This is a genomic window from Streptomyces sp. NPDC001985, from assembly GCF_040296845.1.
In the GTDB taxonomy this organism is placed as follows: Bacteria; Actinomycetota; Actinomycetes; order Streptomycetales; family Streptomycetaceae; genus Streptomyces.
Genome location: NZ_JBEOYB010000001.1, coordinates 1 through 17,108, shown reverse-complemented (window position 1 = coordinate 17,108; position 17,108 = coordinate 1). Strand labels below are relative to the sequence as shown.

The following is a 17,108-nucleotide window of genomic DNA, read 5'->3' as shown; positions in this document are numbered from 1 at the left end:
GGAGCCCGGGCGTTCCCCAGGCGGGCGCGACCCAGCGTGTTGTGCCGAGGGAACAAGAGATAGTCGAGGTGGTACCAGTGCCGATGTGGGACCGGATCAAGGATCAGGCCAAGGCCCTCCAGCAGCAGGGCCAGGGGGCGGGCGGCTCGTCCGGGCACGCGCGGCCCGGTACGGGAGGGGCCGTGCGCCCCGGCTCGGGCCAGGGCTCCGGCTCCGGCTCCGGCTCCGGAGGGTCCAAGGCGCAGTTGGTCGGGATGCTGAAGGGTCAGCTCGACTCGCTCAAGACCGAGCTGAAGAGCGGGGCGTACCGCGATGCCAGCATGGCCACCTGCGCTCTGGTGGCGGCGGCCGACGGGCATGTCGACCCCACCGAGCGGCAGAATGTCGAATCCCTGATCCTCTCGAACAATGTGCTCCAGAACTTCCCGGCCGACCAGCTGCGGAGCCGGTTCAACAAGCATGTCGACGTGCTGATGACGGACTTCGCCCGGGGCAGGGCCGAGGCGCTCCAGGAGGTGGCCAAGGCGGCGAAGAAGCCCGCCGAGGCGCGTGCCGTCGTCCAGACCGGGATCGTGGTGGCCGGCGCCGACGGCTACATCCAGCCCGCCGAGGAGCAGATCCTGCGCGAGGTGTGTGCGGCTCTGGGGCTGTCCCCGGCGGAGTTCGGGATCTGAGACATCCGGGCCCGCCGTGGATGTCCGCCCCGGGACCCGCCGGCGCGAGCCGGTGCGGCGGGCCCCGGGGCGGGGCGGGGCGGCGGGTTACCGCGAGGAGCGGGAGAGGCGGGCACATGAGAGGGACCGGTTCCCATGTGCCCGCCCCGTCTGGGGAGTTTCTCTCGGGTCGGGCCGGATCGGTGAGCGAGGCCCGGTGCCGGGCCTCGCGAGCCCGGCACGATCCGGAAGAGACGGCCTAGGGGGCCACCGGTCTCCCGGCGGCGCTCTGTTCGAACCGCTCCCGCGGGCAGACACAGAGGTAGGCGTCCTTGCCCGGCTTCTCGATGGCCCGGACGACGGTGAACCCGGCGTACTCGAAGATCCTGCGGGCGGCGGTGTTGCGGACATCCGGCTCGACCACCACCCGGCGGGTCCCCGGGTCGGCGAACAGCTCCGTCATCGCCCTGGTGATCGCCGCACGGGTGAAGCCGTGCACCGGGGTGTCGGTGGGAGCGACCAGGAAGTGCAGCCCCACATCCCCCGGTTCGGCCGGGTAGAGCCCGGCCAGATCCACATACCGGGGGTTGTACCGCTCCATCAGGAAGGCGGGCTCTCCGTCGGCCAGGCCGATGAAGGCGTCGTAGTGCTCATGGGCCGCCTTCATCAGATACTCCCGCTCGACGTCCTCGACCCGGGCGTCCTGCATCATCCAGTACACGGCCTTGGGGTGGGTGACCCACCCGTGGACCAGTCCGGCGTCGGCGAGGGGGTCGAGCGGCCGGACGGTGAGGCCGGCCGCCCGACGGGGAGCCGGGCCGCCCGGGTCCCCCTTCGGGGGGCGGACACGGCTCGTACGGCCGGTGCGGCGCCCGCGGTCGGTGCGGTTCGCGCTGTCCGCGCGGCTCACGCGGCGGCTCCCCGGACGGCACGGGGTGCCGCTCTCGTCCGGGGGCGCCCCCCGCCCTCCGTCCCGCCTTCGGTGCCCATGGCCCGGTCTCCGCCCGGGATCACCCGCAGGGCGGCGGAGCGCAGCCGTCTCGCCGCCCCGGCACCGCCGGTGGCCGGGATTCCGGGGCGGGGGCCGGTGTCCGTGGACAGGACCACGGCCGGCTCCGCTCCTTCCGTTCGCGAGGGGCGGCCGGCCGTGGCCGGGCCGTCACCGGGCAGGTGCGTGCGCATGCAATGCCCTTCTGGGTGGGATGCCTGGGGCGCCTCCCGGAAGGAGACGCCCACCGGGAAGTGCGTGAACTTAGGCTAGCCTGACCTAACTTCAATGTCATCCCCGTGTCCGGGCACCGGCGTGTCGTCAGACCCCCCGCCCGAACCCCGTGAGGGTGCCGGGGTCGACGGCGTGGCCCAGCAGATGCAGCGGCGCGGCACGCACACCGGCCGCATCCGCCGCCGCCCAGTGGGCCAGCCCTGTCGCTCCGTCGACCGGGCCGCGCACCAGGGGGACACCCGCGCCGGAGGCGTGCAGCAGCGACTCCAGCCGGCAGGAGGCGACCGTGCCCGGCAGCCACGGCTGGGCGAGATACCCGGCGGCCGCGGCCTCCGGCAGCCCCTCGGCCACCCGCCGTTCGACGGCGCCGACGGCCAGCAGCCCGCCGCCGACGACCAGGACGTCCGCCCGCTCCCGCATCCTGGCGAGCGCGCGGTCCGTGTCGAAGCAGTGCGGGAAGGAGTCATCGACCACCGTCGTGCCGGGCCTCAGCCGGCCGATGTCGAGCAGCGCCCCGCCGCCGCTGACCGCGGCCACGATCAGACCCGCCCCGTACACCGCCCCGGGAAGCCCGCCGCCGGACTCCAGCACCTCCACGGCATCCGCGAGCCCCCGCGCGCACAGGCTCTCCGCCATCTCCTTCAGCCGAGGCCCGCTCCCCGGCACATCGCACAGCAGCAGCCGGGCGGGCGGGCGCCGGCCCTCGGCCACGGCCCGGGTCAGCAGCAGCTCCAGCGACGAGGCACCGATCGAACCGAGCCCCACGAACGCGACGGTGAGCCCGCCCAGCTCCCGCCGGGTCGCGCCGAGCGCCGCGCGCACCGTCCTGACCACGGAGACGACGGTCATCGCGTGCCCGGTGGTGACGGCGGCACCCGCGCCCTCGGCGCCACCGGCACGGAGCACATCGAATCCGTAACCGGTCAGCGAGGGGATCATCCCCGCGAGGGAGACGGTCCGCGCGCCGAGGGAGGAGGCGAGAGCCACTCCCCGGCCGGTATGGCGGAGCAACTCCGCACCGGGGGCCAGTTCGTCCGCGAAGACCGGCGCGCACACGAACCCCGACCGCCCGAGCGGGGTGCTCAGCGTTTCGAGGAGACGCGGCCCGCCGTCGGGGAAGAGCAGGCTCCGCAACTCCTCGCGCGGCAGCGCCGACTCCGGCAGCCGCGCCAGCCGCGCGAGATGGGCCGGGGACGGCAGATAGCCGATCAGCGCGGCGTCCATCCGCTCGCCCTCCGCTGCTGTCGTCCCCGGCCGCGCCCCGGCCGAAGGCGCCGGGCGGGCGGCGTCCGCGCGGGCCAGCCCGTCCCGTACCGCGTCCGCCAGACCCGCCAGTTCCCCGGCGGAGAACGCCGCCCCGGACCCGCGCACGGTGACCCGGAGACGCTCCCCGTCGAGACGCGCCGCCAGAAACACATCCGTACCGGCCGGCGGGGTGAACTCGCCGGCGCTGTCGTCCTGGGCGACGGTCAGCGTCTCTCCGCTCCGGGGCCCCAGGGCGGAGAAGTCCAGCAGGGTGAAGAAGAACTGCGAGGCCAGGGGCAGCCCGCTCGGAAGCGGCGGCACCGGGCCCTCGTGGGTCCGGGCCGCGACGGCCTCGGCGGCGATCCGCCGCAGATCGTCGCCGAACCCCGGATCGGCGGGCCGCCCGGAGCCCGGACCGCCCGGCCGCAGCGGCACGGCGTCCGCGAACGGGCCGAACACCCGGTTCACATCCGGCAGCGGATGGTCCCGGCCGGACACCGCCAGGCCGAGGACCAGATCCGCCCGGCCGGTCGCCGCCACCAGCGCCCGGTAGTAGGCGGTGAGCAGCGGTGCGTACAGCGTGGCACCGGCACGGGACGCCAGCGCGCGCAGCTCCCCGACCCGGTCGGCCTCGATCACGAACCCCTGGGTGTGGAACGGCGCCGGCTCCCGGCCGTCCGCGCCGTCCGGGCGCAGCACCGGCCTCCGGTACGGGGCGCCGAGCCGCGCCCACCGGCCGGCGCCGGGCTCTTCACCGCCGGCCGCCTCCGCCGGGTGGTCCGTGCGCTGTTCCGCCCGGCGGGCGAGATGGGCGGCGCAGTCGCGGAAGGTGGTCCGCAGCGCGGGGAGTTCGGGCCGCTCCCCACGGGTCAGCGCGTCGTACCCGGCCATCAGCTCCCGTATCAGGAGGGCGGCGCTGTAGCCGTCGCCGATGATGTGGTGCGCGTGCACCACCAGGACGTGTTCGTCCGGCGCGACGGTGAGCACCCGCAGACGCAGCAGCGGCCACGCCCACGGTTCGAGGCGGCGCGCCCGCTCGGCGGCGACACGCTCGTCCAGCCGGTCCGGCCCGGTGAGGGTCTCGAACTCGACCGGCAGCCGCAGGGAGGGCGGAAGCTCCTGCTGGACGGCCGGGCGGGCCCCGGCGGGGAAGACGGTGCGCAGCATGGGATGGCGCGCGACGAGCAGATCCACCGCCGCCTGGAAGTGGTCGGTGCGCAGCGGCCCGTACAGACGCAGCCGGGTGAGCCAGGACGATCCGGCGCCCGGCGCGATGGCCTCGGCCAGCAGAAACCCCCGCTGGCCCGGAGTGAGCGGAAACGGCGCGGGCCCGGCCGGGTGCGGCTCGGCGCCGCCCACTGCCTCCCGGTCACCCACTGCCTCCCGGTCACCCACCGGAGCCTCGTCCGCTGTCCGTGCCGAGGCGTCGGCTGCCGCGCTGTCGATGGCCGCGGCGAGGGCCGCGAGGGTGCGGTGCCGGTAGACGACGGTCGGCCGGGGGAGCGCTCCGCCCTGCCGCTCCAGCCGGGCGAACACCTCCAGGACGAGCAGCGAGTCGCCGCCCAGCGCGAAGAAGTCGTCCTCACGGCAGACCTCGCCGGTCCGGAGCAGCGCGGACCAGATCCCGGCCAGCCGGACCTCGGTCGGGGTCGACGGAGGTGTGCGCCGGTCCGGGTCCGCCGGGCCGCCGGCCGCCGTGCCCGGTGCGCCGGAGGGCGCGCCGCCGGCGGCTTCGAGGGCCAGCAGCCGGCGGCGGTCGACCTTGCCCGTCCCCGTCAGCGGCAGCGCCTCCACCGGGGTGACGCGGGCCGGGACCATGTACGGCGGCAGGGTCGCGGCCAGATGGCGCCGGAGCGCGGCGGCGTCCGGCCGGGGCGCCCCGGGCCTGGCGGTGACGAAGGCGGCGAGGCGGCCGTCCCGGACCAGCACGACGGCGTGCGCGACGTGCGGATGCGTCTGGAGCACCGCCTCGGTCTCACCCGGCTCGATCCGGTGTCCACGGATCTTCACCTGGTCGTCCAGCCGTCCGAGGAACTCCAGGGTGCCGTCCGGGGAGCACCTGACCCGGTCGCCGCTGCGGTACCAGCGCCGCCCTCCGCGTACGGTGAACGCGGCCTCGGTCAGCTCCGGTTCGCCCAGATACCCCGGGGTCAGACCGGTTCCGGAGATGAGCAGCTCACCCGCCTCACCGGGCGGCAGGGTCTCGCCCCCGGGGCCGGCCACCCGCACCTCCGCGCCGGTCACGGGGCGTCCGATCGGCAGCCGCCGCACATCGTCGCCGGGCCTCGCGGTGATCACATGGCAGGTGGTGTTGATGGTGGCCTCGGTCGGCCCGTACAGATTCGCGATGCGCGAGCCGGTCCCGAAGAGGTCGAACCAGCGGCGGACATGAGCGGGCGACAGCGCCTCGCCCCCGACGTGAATCCACCGCAGCGCCGACAGATCCGGCCGCGCGGACCCCCGCCGCACCCGGTCCTCGGCAGCGGTCAGCAACTGCTCCCACAGCGTGGGGACGGAGCTCCACACGGTGATCCGGGTGCGTTCGACATGGGTCAGCAAAAGGTCGGGATCGCGTACGAGACGCCAGTCCACCGCCACCACGGCGGCGCCGACGAGCAGTGGGGCGAGCAGCTGGCGGACCGAGGCGTCGAAGCAGATCGACGCGGTCTGGGCGAGGCGGTCGCTCGCGTCGTAGCCGAAGGCGCCGATCGCCCAGTCGAGATAGTTCTCCATCGACCGGTGGGTGATGGGCACGGCCTTGGGCCGGCCGGTGGAGCCGGAGGTGAAGATGACATAGGCGGTCGAGCCGGCGTCGACGGGGCCGTCGGGCGCGGGGGCCGCGCCGTTCCGCGCGGTGGGCGCGGGTCCGTCCACCGGCACCAGGGTGACGGCGTCGCCGAGCGCGTCGGCCGCCGCGCGGGTGGGCGCGTGACAGACCACCGTACGGGCACCGGAGCGGGCGAGCTGGTCCGTCAGACGCGCGGTCGGATGGCCCGCGTCCAGCGGTACCCAGCCCGCGCCCGCCCGCAGCACGGCGACGACCGAGACGACGGTGTCGGCGCCCGGCTCGGTGAGGAGCCCCACGAGGGAGCCGGGTGCCACCCCGCGCGCCAGGAGCCCGGCCGCGAGGGAGCGGGAGGCCCGGTCGAGTTCGCGGTACGTCAGGGTGGTGGCGCCGGTGTCGACGGCGAGGGCGTCCGGGGTGGAGCGGAACCGGGCCAGCAGCCGGGGGACCAGCGTGGCGAAGCCGGTCTCCGGCGCATCGGGCGCGGGTGGGGCGGGCTCCTCGGGGGAGGGCCTCCGCGTGGCGCCGAGCGCGGCCAGTCCGTCCTGGAATTCGTCCGCGAGACGGGCCACCGTCGCCGGTGCGAAGAGCCGGGCGGGGAAGTTCCACGAGAAGCGCAGCGCCGACGCGTCCTCCCAGCACAGCAGGCTCAGCCGGGTCGCCGGGGTCGCGGTCCCGGCGGCGGTCGGGCGCACCGACACCGGGCACGGCCCGTCCGGAGCGGACGGGAAGCGGGCGAGGCTGAAGCCGGCGGGGCTCACCGTCCGGGGGCCGTGGGCACTGCCGGGCAGCAGCCGGGCCAGATCGAGACCGGTCGGCTCCGCGTGCCGCTCGCCCTCCAGCCAGATGTCCCGCAGCCGCTCCGCCAGCGCGGGCAGCGGCTCGTCCGGGTCGGTGTCGCAGAACAGCGGGAGGGTGTCGGCGAGCGGGCCCACGAGCCGGTCCAGACCGGCGAACCGGCCATCGCGCCGGGCCCGCGCGACATTGACGGCGATCCGGCGCTGCCCGGTCCACCGGGCCAGGGAGCGCACATGGGCGGCGAGCAGCAGATGGAACAGACTCACGCCGTGCGCGGCGGCCCGCTCCTCCAGCGCGGCGGTGAGCGCCGGGTCCAGGGCGCGCCCATGGGTGGCGACCGGACCGCCGGGAGGGGCGGTGGGATCGCCGTCGTACGGCAGCCGCAGCTCCTCGCGCCCGGTGGCGATCCGCTCCGACCAGTAGCGCAGATCCCCGTCGAGGGCGGTGCCGGAACGCTCGGCGGCGGCAGCGGCGGCGTACCGCCCGAAGTCCGTCTCCAGGGCCGGCAGCGCCGGTTCGCGCCCCTGGGAGAGCGCGGTGTAGAGCGACCACAGCTCCTCGCCGAGGACGCTCAGACTGTATCCGTCGCCCGCCGCATGGTGGATCACCAGCACCAGATGGGCGACCTCAGCGCTCTCCCGGGCGAGCACCGCGCGCAGGGGAGGCTCGGCGGAGAGGTCGAACGGCCGGTTGCAGAGCGCGGCTTCGGCCTCCGCGGGGCCGGAGGGGCACTCGCGCACCTCGTACCAGGCGGAGAGGGGGGCGGGGGGCGCGATGTACTGCCTCGGCAGGGTCGTGCCGCCCCGGCCGTCCGGGGTGTTCCCGGCGGTCTCGATACGCATCCGCAGCATGGAGTGCCGTGCGGCGAGCGCGGCGAGGGCCCGGCCGAGCAGACCGGTGTCCAGGGGGCCCCGGATGGTCTGGCGCACATGGCCGCGGGGCGGTACGTCCGGATGGAGCCGGCCGCCGGTGTGCAGGGCCAGTTGCACGGGGGTGAGCGGGAACGGGGTGCCGTCCGGGACGGGAGCGGGGGAGAGGGGGCGGAGGCCGCGCTGTGCGGTGCCCCCGGCGGTCCCCGGCGGGGGAGAGGTGTCGAGGTGGGCGGCGAGTTCGCGGACGGTCCGGTACTCGAAGAAGAGCGTGGCGGGCAGCGGGATGCCCAGCTCGCGTTCGAGCCGCCGGGCGAGATCGACGGCGGCGAGCGAGTCGAGGCCGAGGGAGAAGAAGGGCTCGTCGTCGAAGTCGGCGGTCGCCGGCAGCCGCAGCGCCGCGGCCAGCAGACGGCGCAGCAGCGCGGTGGTGGTGTCCCTGTCGGTGTCGGTGCCGGTGTCGGTGCCGGTGCCGGTGGTCCGGGCGGCCGGGGCCGGGGGGAGCGGGGGTGCCGGGTCGTGTCCGGCCGGTGTCCCGGGCGCCGCGCGCACGGGTCCGGTGGCCGGGGGCGCCGCGGGGGCCGCGCCGGGCAGGGGGAGGGGCGCCGCCGCGTCCGTCGGGCGCGGGGCGGACAGTTCGCACGGGGTCTGTGGGGTCTGTGGGGTGTGCGGGGTCGGATCGGCGATCAGGAGCTGTGCCGCGTCGACCCCGCACCCCGCCCGGAGCGCGGCCAGCGCGGGGGCGGTGGCCAGAGGCCGCCCGCCGGCCGGTCCGGGGACCCCGCCCAGGGCGGCGGCCAGCCCGATCCCGGCGAACGCGCCGAGGTTCACCGACTGCCACGGCCGGCCGGCCCGGCGCTCCGAAGCGGCGAACGCGTCCAGGAAGGCGTTGGCGGCGGCGTAGTCGCCGAGCCCGCCCGCCAGCCCCGGCAGCACGGCCGAGACCGAGGAGAACGCGACACAGACCGAGGGGCTCAGCCCGTGCCGCCGCAGCCCCAGTGAGAGCAGCAGACTGCCGCGCGTCTTGGCGGCCAGGACCTCGGCCATCTCCTCGGGGGACGTGTTCCGCAGCGTCCCCGGCCGCACCACCCCGGCGGCGTGGAAGACGGCGTCCAGACGGGGGAGTCCGGCGACGAGGGCGAGGAGGGCGTCGACATCCCGCTCCACCGACACATCGGCGACCCGGTGGTGGACGGTGGCGCCGAGCGCGGTGAGTTCCCCGGCCAGCCCCGGGGGGAGGTGGGGGGAGCGGCCCGCGAGGACCAGAGTCGGGCGGCCGAGCCCGGCGAGTTCCCGGGCCAGCGCGGCACCGATCCCCCCGCCGCCGCCGGTGATCAGGAAGGTGCCGTGCGGCGGCAGCGGGGACGCCGCCGCGCCGGGCGCACCGGTCAGAGGGCTGACCGCACGGGTCAGCCTGCGCCCCGCGCGCCAGGCGACCACGGCGGCGGAGCCACCCGCAGTTCCGGTCGCCGGACCGTCCGTCGCTCCGGTCGCCGTGGCGCCCGCCCGCAGTTCGGCCAGCACGGCCGCCCACCGCTGCGACGGGGTGTCGAGCGAGCAGAGGTCCACCGCGGTGGCGGCGACTCCCGGTGTCTCCCGGGGGAGAGCCAGGAGCAGCCCGCCGAGGACGGCGTGGGCCGGGCGCGGCCGTTCGGGCGCCGTCCCCGTGGTGTGGACGTCCTCGGTCAGCACCAGCAGCCGGCCCGCCCGGGTCCGGTCGAGCAGCGCGAGCGCCGTGTGGAAGGCGTTCAGCGCGGTGTCCTGCGCCCGGTCGAGCGCTGCGGGGCCGGTGAGGTCGGGAGCCGGGCCCGCCACCAGGACAACGGCGTCGGGCGGACCGTCACCCGCGCCGTGCGGACGGATGCCCTCGGCGGCGAGCCGCTCCGCGAGCGCGCTCACGGAAGCGGCGTCGGGACCGGTCAGCGCGACCGTGCGCACCTCGCGGCGGTCACCGGACGGAGCGGCCTCCGTCCACGCGACCCGGTGCAGCAGGGCGTTCGCGGGAGGGCCGGGCCAGTGCCGGGCGCGCTGGAAGGGGTAGGGAGGCAGCGCGACACGGCGGTGACCGGCGTCGAGCGCCGTCCGGTCCAGCGGTACGCCGTGCGACCACAGCCGTCCGACGGTCTCCAGGAGCCGCCGGGGCGCGTCGTCCTCGTCGCCCCCGCCACCGGGGCCCGGCAGCGCGGGCAGCACCAGCACCCGGTCACCGGAGCGATCACGGCCACCGGCGGGCCCGTCGGCGGGGGCGCCGGACCCGGTGGAGCCCGCCCCCTCGGCCGCCGCGCGTACCGCCCCCGTCAGCGACGCTCCCGGTCCCACCTCGACGAAGGTGTCGTAGCCCTCGGCCGCCAGCCGCTCCACCGCCCGGCCGAAGAGCACCGGCCGCAGGGCGTGGGCGCGCAGATACGCCGGGTCCAGCGCCGGCCCCCACTCGCCGGTGACCGTGCTCAGCAGCGGCAGGGACGGGGCGTGGAGGGTGAGCGCCCGTGCCGCGTCGGCGAGCCCCTCGGCGATGGGCCGCATCAGCGGTGAGTGGAAGGCCCGGGACACCGGCAGCCGCTGTACGGCGAGTTCCCGCGCGGCCAGGGCGCGGGCCGCACGGTCCACGGCGGGCACGGTGCCGGAGAGGACCAGCAGTCCGGGTCCGTTCCGCGCGGCGACGGCGAGTGTCCCCTCGGCGCGGGCGGCCTCCCCGGCGAGCGCCCCCGCGACCGCGCCGGCCACCGCGTCGGCACCGCCGCGTACGGCGATCATGGCGCCGGGCTCGGTGAACGCGCCCATGAGACGGCCGCGTTCGGCCGCGAAACGTACCGCGTCCTCCAGGGTCAGCATCCCGCTGACGCAGGCGGCGGCGACCTCCCCGACGCTGTGCCCGGCGACCGCGTCGGGCTCCACGCCCCAGCTCCGCAACTGCCGGGCGAGTGCCACCCCGGAGGCGACCAGCAGGGGTTGGGCCACGTCCGTGGGGGGCGGCGCGGCGTCCGGGTCCGCGCCCGGGTCGAGACACCACTCCAGGAGGGTCCGGCCGCGCAGCGGGCCGAGGAGGGCGGACGCCTCGTCCAGGGTGTCCCGGAACACCGGGGCGGCACCGTGGAGGGCGCGGCTCCGGAGGGGGTGCCGCCCGCCCTGCCCGGGCAGCAGGAAGACGACGCGCGGACGCCGGGAACGGATGGTGCGCCCGACGGTCCTGGTGTTTCCGGTGTTTCCGGTCGTTCCGGCAGCTCTGGTGCCCCCGGTGGTTCCGGTGCCCCCGGTGGTCCTGGCGGTCCTGGTCGTTCCGACGGCCCCGGCGCCCTCGGTTGTTCCGGCTGCCCCAGCGTCCTCGGCACCCTCGGTCGCTCCGGCGGCCCCGGCGGCCCCGGCGCCCTCGGTCGTTCCGACGGCCCCGGTCATCGTGGCGGTCCCGGTCATCGCGGCGGTCCCGGTGGTCCTGGCGGTCCCGGTCGTCCCGGCAGCCCCGGCGCCCTCGGTGGGCCCGGTCGTCCTGGCACTCCCGGCAGCCCCCTTCGTCCCCTCGCCCCCGGCAGCTGTCCCGGCCGTGACGATCGCGCGGAGTCGGCCCCGCAGATCGCCGCCGCTGTCGGCGACCACGGCGAGCCGGTGCGGACCGTCGTCCCGGGAGGTGCTCGCGCTCAGACAGACATCGCCCGCGCTCACCTCCGGGTGACGGTCCAGATGGTCGGCCAGATCCGCCGCCGCCTCCGTCAGCGCCGCCGCGCCACGGGCCGAGAGGGTGAGCAGATGAGGCCCCCGGCCGCGCTCGTGCCCGGCGCGGGGGAGCGGGGGCGGCGGGGCCTGTTCGAGGATGGCGTGGGCGTTGGTGCCACCGAATCCGAAGGCGTTGATCCCCGCCACCAGCGGTCCGGGCGCGTCCCACTCCCTGGCCTCGGTCACCACGGCGAAGCCGGCCCGCCCGGGTGCCGGGGAGTGCGGTGTGTGGTGCAGCGAGGCGGGAAGCGCGCGCCGGCCCAGAGCCAGGACCACCTTCACCAGGGCGGGCAGGGCCGCCGCGTTCAGCAGATGGCCGATGTTGGTCTTCACCGAGCCGAGCAGCCGGGGCTCCCCGTCGGAGCGCACGGGAAACGCGTGGGCGAGCGACTGGAGTTCGATCGGATCACCCACGGCCGTACCGGTGCCGTGCGCTTCCACATAGCTCACCGACGCGGGGTCGACACCGGCCTCCTCGTACGCCCGGGAGATGACCTCGCGCTGCCGCAGCGGATTGGGCGCCAGCAGGCTCAGCGACCGGCCGTCGTTGTTGACGGCCGTCCCGCGCACCACCGCGAGTACCGGATCGTCGGCGAGGCGGGCCGCGTCCAGACGCCTCAGAACGAGGGCCGCGCCGCCCTCGCCGGGTACGAAGCCGTCGGCGGCGGCGCTGAAGGCGCGGCCCCGCCCGGTGGGGGAGAGGGCCTGGGCCGCCTCCAGCAGCCGGTGGCCGGTGGGCGTGAGATGGAGGTTCACCCCGCCGACGACCGCGAGGTCGCACTCCCCGTCGAGCAGGCTGCGCCGGGCCAGGTGGAGGGCGACCAGACCCGAGGAGCAGGCCGTGTCGACGGCGAGCGCGGGCCCGTCGAGATCGAGGCTCTGGGAGACCCGGGCGGCGAGGAGGCCCGGCAGGTTCCCGGTGAGCACTCCGGGCAGCGGGGAGCCGTCCCCCGCCGCCCGGTCCAGGATCTCGCGGTAGCCGCTCTCCCCAACGGCGGCGAAGACGCCGATCCGCCGGCCACGCCTGCGCGGCCCCGCGTGACCGGCCCGTTCCAGGGCCTCATGGGCGAGTTCGAGGAAGAGCCGCGCCTGGGGGTCGAGGGCGCGGGCCTCCTCGTCGCCGATGCCGAAGTACCCGGCGTCGAAGCCGGCCGGATCGTCGAGGAACGCGCCCCAGCGCGCGGGGGCGGGCCGCTGTCCCGGGCCTGCCGGTGTGTCCCATCGCCCGTGCGGTACGGGGGTGACGGCGTCGCGCCCGTCGGCGAGCAGCTCCCAGAAGGCGTCGGGAGTGGCGGCTCCGGGGAAGCGGCAGGCCATGCCGGTGATCGCGATCGGGGCGGGGGCGGTCCGCGCCGCCGGGGTGCCGGCGGGGGCGGGCGCGGGAGCGGGCCGGCGCGCCGCCGTGACCTCGGAGGGGCCGGCCGCGGTGGCGGACAGCAGATGGTCGGTGAGCGCCGCGACCGTGCCGTGGTCGCGCATCACCGCCGGCGCGAGCGTGACGGCGAAGGCGTCCTCCAGCGCCACCAGGGCCTCCATCGCCTTGAGCGAGGTCCCGCCGAGGGCGGCGAACCGCTCGTCCCGGCCGATGGCCCGGCCGTCGGCCACCCCCAGCACCCGTGCCCACACCTCCCGTACGACCCGCTCGGTCTCCGCCCGCGAGCGGGGAGCCGCCACCGGCGGGGGCTCCGGGTGCGCCGTGCCGGTCCCCGGCGGCGGACCGTCGGCGACGGCGACGGGGCCCGGGTGCGCCCCCGCCCCCGCCTCGTAGCGCTCCCGCAGCCGCTGTCGCCGCAGCTTTCCGCTCGTCGTCCGGGGGAACGCGCCCGGCGGCAGCGTCAGCACCCGTACGTCGTCGTGGCCCAGGGCCTCCCGCACCCGGGTCGCGACCCGTTCGAGGACCTCGGCCGCGCCGCCCGGGGGCCGGGCCCAGGGGATGTGGACGACCACGCGCTCCCCGCCGGTGACCGGGTCGGTCGAGCCGATCACCGCCGGTGCCCCGGGCGGCAGTCCGGGTGTGGCCGCCGCCACCTCCTCCATGTCCGGGGCGTGGAAGGTGCGGCCGTTGAGGAACAGCACATCCTTGTGCCGTCCGGTCACACAGAGCCGCCCGTCCCGGAGGAACCCGAGGTCGCCGGTGCGCAGCCAGCCATCGGTGAACGCGGCCGCGCTCGCGCCGGGGAGGCCGTGGTAGCCGCGGGCGAGCTGGGGGCCGCGGACCATGATGTGCCCGACGCGCCGGTCGCCGAGCGGGCCGCCGTCCTCGTCGGCCACGCGCAGCTCGCACCCCGCCACCGGGAGCCCCACGTCCATCAGCTCCACGGCGCCGTCGCCCGGTTCGGTGTCCACCGCGAGACCGCGGCTCAGCGCGGCGCGGTCCAGGACCAGGGGGACGGCCACCTCCCCCGGCGGCGGAAAGGTCACCGCGAGGGTCGCCTCGGCCAGCCCGTACACGGGCTGGGCGGCGGCCGGGTCCAGCCCCGCCGGGGACAGCTTGCGGGCGAAGGCACGCCACACCGCGGGGGCGATCGGCTCGGCCCCGACCAGCATCAGCCGTACACGGGAGAGGTCCAGCCGCGCGATGTCCTCGTCGGGCACCCGCCGCACCGCCAGCGCGAGGGCGAAGTTGGCGGCGGACAGCACGGTGGCCCGGTGCCGGGCCGCCACGTCGAACCACACACCGGGCCGCTTGGCGAACGACAGCGGTCCTATCTTCACCTGCTTGGCCCGGGCGGCGAGGGGAGCGAGATGGGTGCCGATGAGGCCCATGTCGTGGAAGTACGGCATCCAGCTGACCACCACATCATCGGCGCCGAGCGCGGCGGCGGCCCGTATCTGCGCCAGATTGGCCAGAACCCCCGCATGGGTCACCTCGACGCCCTTCGGACTTCCGGTGCTGCCCGAGGAGAACTGCAGAAACGCCACGTCCCCGGGGTCGGCGGAGAACGGCTCCCGGAGCGCGGGGCCCTTCCGCAGCGTCTCCAGCCGGAGGGCGTCCACGGCGTCGGGGAGTCCGGACAGCAGCGCCCCGGCCGCCGCGTCCACCACCACGGGCGGCCGGCCGAGATGCTCCCAGACCGGCAGCACCCGCCGGGCGTCCGGGGCCAGCGGAACGGGCACGAGACCGGCGGCGAGCGCGCCCCAGAACATCGGCTGGAAGTCCTCACTGCGGTCCGCCAGCAGCGGCACACAGGTCCCCGGCGCGACCCCCGCCGCCCGGAAGCCGCCCGCCACGAGGAGCGAATCGTCGAGAAGCTCGCGCAGGGTGACGGTCAACTCCCCTCCGTCGCCCCGGACATGGACGACAACCTGCTCCGGGGCCTCGTGGGCCGCGTCCAGCAGTACGCGCGGCAGAGTCATGTCGTCCATCGGTCCGTTCCTCGGCGGTGTGGCTGTGTGCACTGATCATCTTCCTATGCCTGCGCCCGGCCCCGGCGGACGCCCGGACGGACCGGCCGGCACCCAGCGGTCCGGATGGTGCCGCGATCGCCGCACGGAGCACGGTCACCGCGCCCCTTTGCCCACCCCCGCTCCACGGCAGCGGACGGCGCCCGGCTCCCGCGCGGCCCGTGGCGTGGCCGGCCGGATACGCGCGAGGGCCCGTGATCATCCCACGGGAGCGGGAGCGGGAGCGGAAGGACGCGTGGAAGGGTGAGCCGTGTGGGACCGATGAGTTCCCGGGGCCGCCGGGGTCAACCCGCTGATGGCCGCTGATGGCCGCTGATGGCCTCCGCCGACCCCCGCCGGGGCCGGCAGCCGAGAGCACCGAGGAGCGCTGTGATCATTATCGCCGGGACGCTGTCCGTGGACCCCGCCACCCGTGACGCCTGTCTGGCCGGGTGCGCGAACGTCGTCGAGCAGGCCCGGGCCGCCCCCGGCTGTCTGGACTTCGCGCTCTCCGCCGACCTGGTGCGGCCGGACCGGATCAATGTCCACGAACGGTGGGAGTCGGACGCGGATCTCGAACGCTTCCGCGGCGCGGGCCCGGAGCCCGAGTGGACGGCGCAGATCCTGGGCGCCGAGGTGAGCAGATACCGGGTCGCCGGTGTCGAGGCCCCTTAGGGTCTGTCCGGCGGACACCGCCGGACAGACCCCCCGAGATCGCCCCGGGGAGGGCTCAGCGCTTGAGCGAGAAGGTGAAGTCGCCGGAGAGCCTGCCGCTCAGCCGGACCGCCGATACGGCCTTCCCCTCCGTGATCAGCCGCTCGACCCCGGCTCGCGGAAGGCCGCAGCCCTCAGCGATCAGCCCCACCGGCCGGACGGGTATCCGTGCCGTGAAGCGGACCGAGACGTCGATCGCCTCGCGGTCCAGATGATCCGATCCGCCGGTGTCGAGACGCCAGGCGCCGGCCCAGTCGAGGGAGACGCGATTGCGCCGCCGCACGGCCGGATCGTGGAGCAGCTCCGCTGCCAGAGCGGGGTCGTTGCCGTGCAGCCGGTCCAGCAGCCCGGGCCGCAGGGAGCGCACCCTCGCGCGCTCCAGGACCGTGAGCTTCGTGGTGTCCCCGCAGTTGGCGCAGAGCGCGAGGAGCCAGGCGTCGAGGAGCTTGTGGTGTGCGTTGACGCGGAATTTTCCGCTCGTCCGGAAGCGCTCGGACGCGCACCCGTGGCAGCGGCGGCGGACGAGTGGCAGACGGGTGGGCACGACGGCCCAGGTGAAGAGCACAGAAGTACACCGATTCCAGTGAGAAGTCCGCAGCAGGAAGGAGCGCGGCGCACAGGCGCGACGCGCGACGATTCAGCGCTCGGGAGGTCTCACAGGGTGTACAACGGTGTGTCCTTGCCTGGACGACTGGGTGCGGCAGCACGGTAGTGGCCTCCGGCGCCACCGCTCCACCGGTTTTCCGGCGCCTCACCGGCGCCTCACCGGCGGCCACCCGGTGGAGGGGATTCCGCCGAAGTGGCCCGGCGCGCGGGGGCGCGGGAGGCGCTGGCTCAGGGGCGACCTCCGGATCTGACGCTGAAACCACTCTTCTGTTCGATTGCGCTCTGCCAGGCTCGGCCCATGGACGCATCTCCCGTGTCACGAGGGGATCTCGCCTCCGCCCTTCCGGCCTGGGCGCGGAAAGCCGGTCTGGTGACGGACGGAGCACAGGAGCGGAGACTCGCCTCGATGCGGCTGGACGTGCTCGCCGCCGGTGCCCTGCCGGCCGGAGCCCCGGCGGATGTGGTGCTGACCGCGCGGTGGGCGGCGTTCATCTGCTGGGTCGACGACCACATCGACCGGGAGGGGCTGGGCTCGGCCCCCGGTGAGCTGGAACGTTTCACCGCACCACTGGCCCACGTCCTCGCACCGGGCGCCCGGCGGGCCGAGGCGCCGCACGCCGCGGTCCTGGAGGCCCTGTGGGAACACACCCGCGTGGGCATGCCGCCCCGGTGGCGGCGGCGCTTCGCCGCCGACTACGGCGACTTCCTGAGTGCCTCGCACGAGGAGGCCGCCGTACGGCGGGCCGGGGTCCGGCTGTCGCCGGCGGAGTATGTGCGGCTGCGCCGCCGCACGATCACCCTGCTGCCGATGCTCGACGTGCTGGAGGCCACCGGCCACACCCCTCTGGTGGAACACCCGCGGATCGACGCCGGGGTGGAGACGCTGCGGCGGTCGGTCGCGGACATCGCGGGCTGGTCGAACGACCTGGCCTCGCAGGCGGACGACACGGCGGCCGGACAGGACAACCTGGTGACGGTCCTGATGAGGGAGTCACGCTGTACGAGGGCGGTGGCCCGGGCCCGGGCCACCGCGATGATCGGCGAACGCCGCGCCCTGTTCGCCTCGACCGCGTCCGCGCTGCGGGACGCGGTGCCGGGTCTGCCGGCGGACACCGCCCGCGGGC

At 76.1% G+C, this 17,108-nt stretch carries 6 protein-coding genes; 3 read left to right on the top strand and 3 right to left on the bottom strand.

What is annotated here, in order from left to right; translation table 11 throughout:
* Positions 1 to 77 precede the first annotated feature (77 nt).
* A complete protein-coding gene (locus tag ABT122_RS00030) occupies positions 78 to 674 on the top strand; it encodes a tellurite resistance TerB family protein (RefSeq protein WP_351542756.1) in 597 nt (198 codons plus the stop codon).
* 238 nt (positions 675 to 912) lie between these two features.
* On the opposite strand, the gene ABT122_RS00025 is transcribed toward ABT122_RS00030, so the two are convergent.
* Both ABT122_RS00025 and ABT122_RS00020 read right to left on the bottom strand, forming a co-directional pair.
* The gene (locus tag ABT122_RS00025; RefSeq protein ID WP_351542753.1) at positions 913 to 1,563 is read right to left on the bottom strand and encodes a GNAT family N-acetyltransferase; all 651 of its coding nucleotides are present in this window, start codon (positions 1,561 to 1,563) and stop codon (positions 913 to 915) included.
* A gap of 399 nt (positions 1,564 to 1,962) precedes the next feature.
* A complete protein-coding gene (locus ABT122_RS00020; protein WP_351542750.1) occupies positions 1,963 to 14,646 on the bottom strand; it encodes a non-ribosomal peptide synthetase/type I polyketide synthase in 12,684 nt (4,227 codons plus the stop codon).
* Between the two features lie 408 nt (positions 14,647 to 15,054).
* Between ABT122_RS00020 and ABT122_RS00015 the strand changes: the two genes are divergently transcribed.
* On the top strand, positions 15,055 to 15,339 hold the full coding sequence (locus ABT122_RS00015) for a putative quinol monooxygenase (RefSeq protein WP_351542747.1): 285 nt from the start codon (positions 15,055 to 15,057) through the stop codon (positions 15,337 to 15,339).
* Positions 15,340 to 15,394: 55 nt separating this feature from the next.
* Here the strand turns inward: ABT122_RS00015 and ABT122_RS00010 are convergent, their stop codons facing one another.
* A complete protein-coding gene (locus ABT122_RS00010) occupies positions 15,395 to 15,943 on the bottom strand; it encodes a DUF1062 domain-containing protein (protein ID WP_351542744.1) in 549 nt (182 codons plus the stop codon).
* Positions 15,944 to 16,282: 339 nt separating this feature from the next.
* Between ABT122_RS00010 and ABT122_RS00005 the strand changes: the two genes are divergently transcribed.
* Positions 16,283 to 17,108: terpene synthase family protein (locus tag ABT122_RS00005; RefSeq protein WP_351542741.1), on the top strand; the 826-nt coding region annotated here is incomplete at its 3' end.

Excerpts from the sequence above, each read along its gene's own strand:
- ABT122_RS00020 (WP_351542750.1), bottom strand. The coding sequence starts at position 14,646 with ATGGACGACATGACTCTGCCGCGCGTACTGCTGGACGCGGCCCACGAG.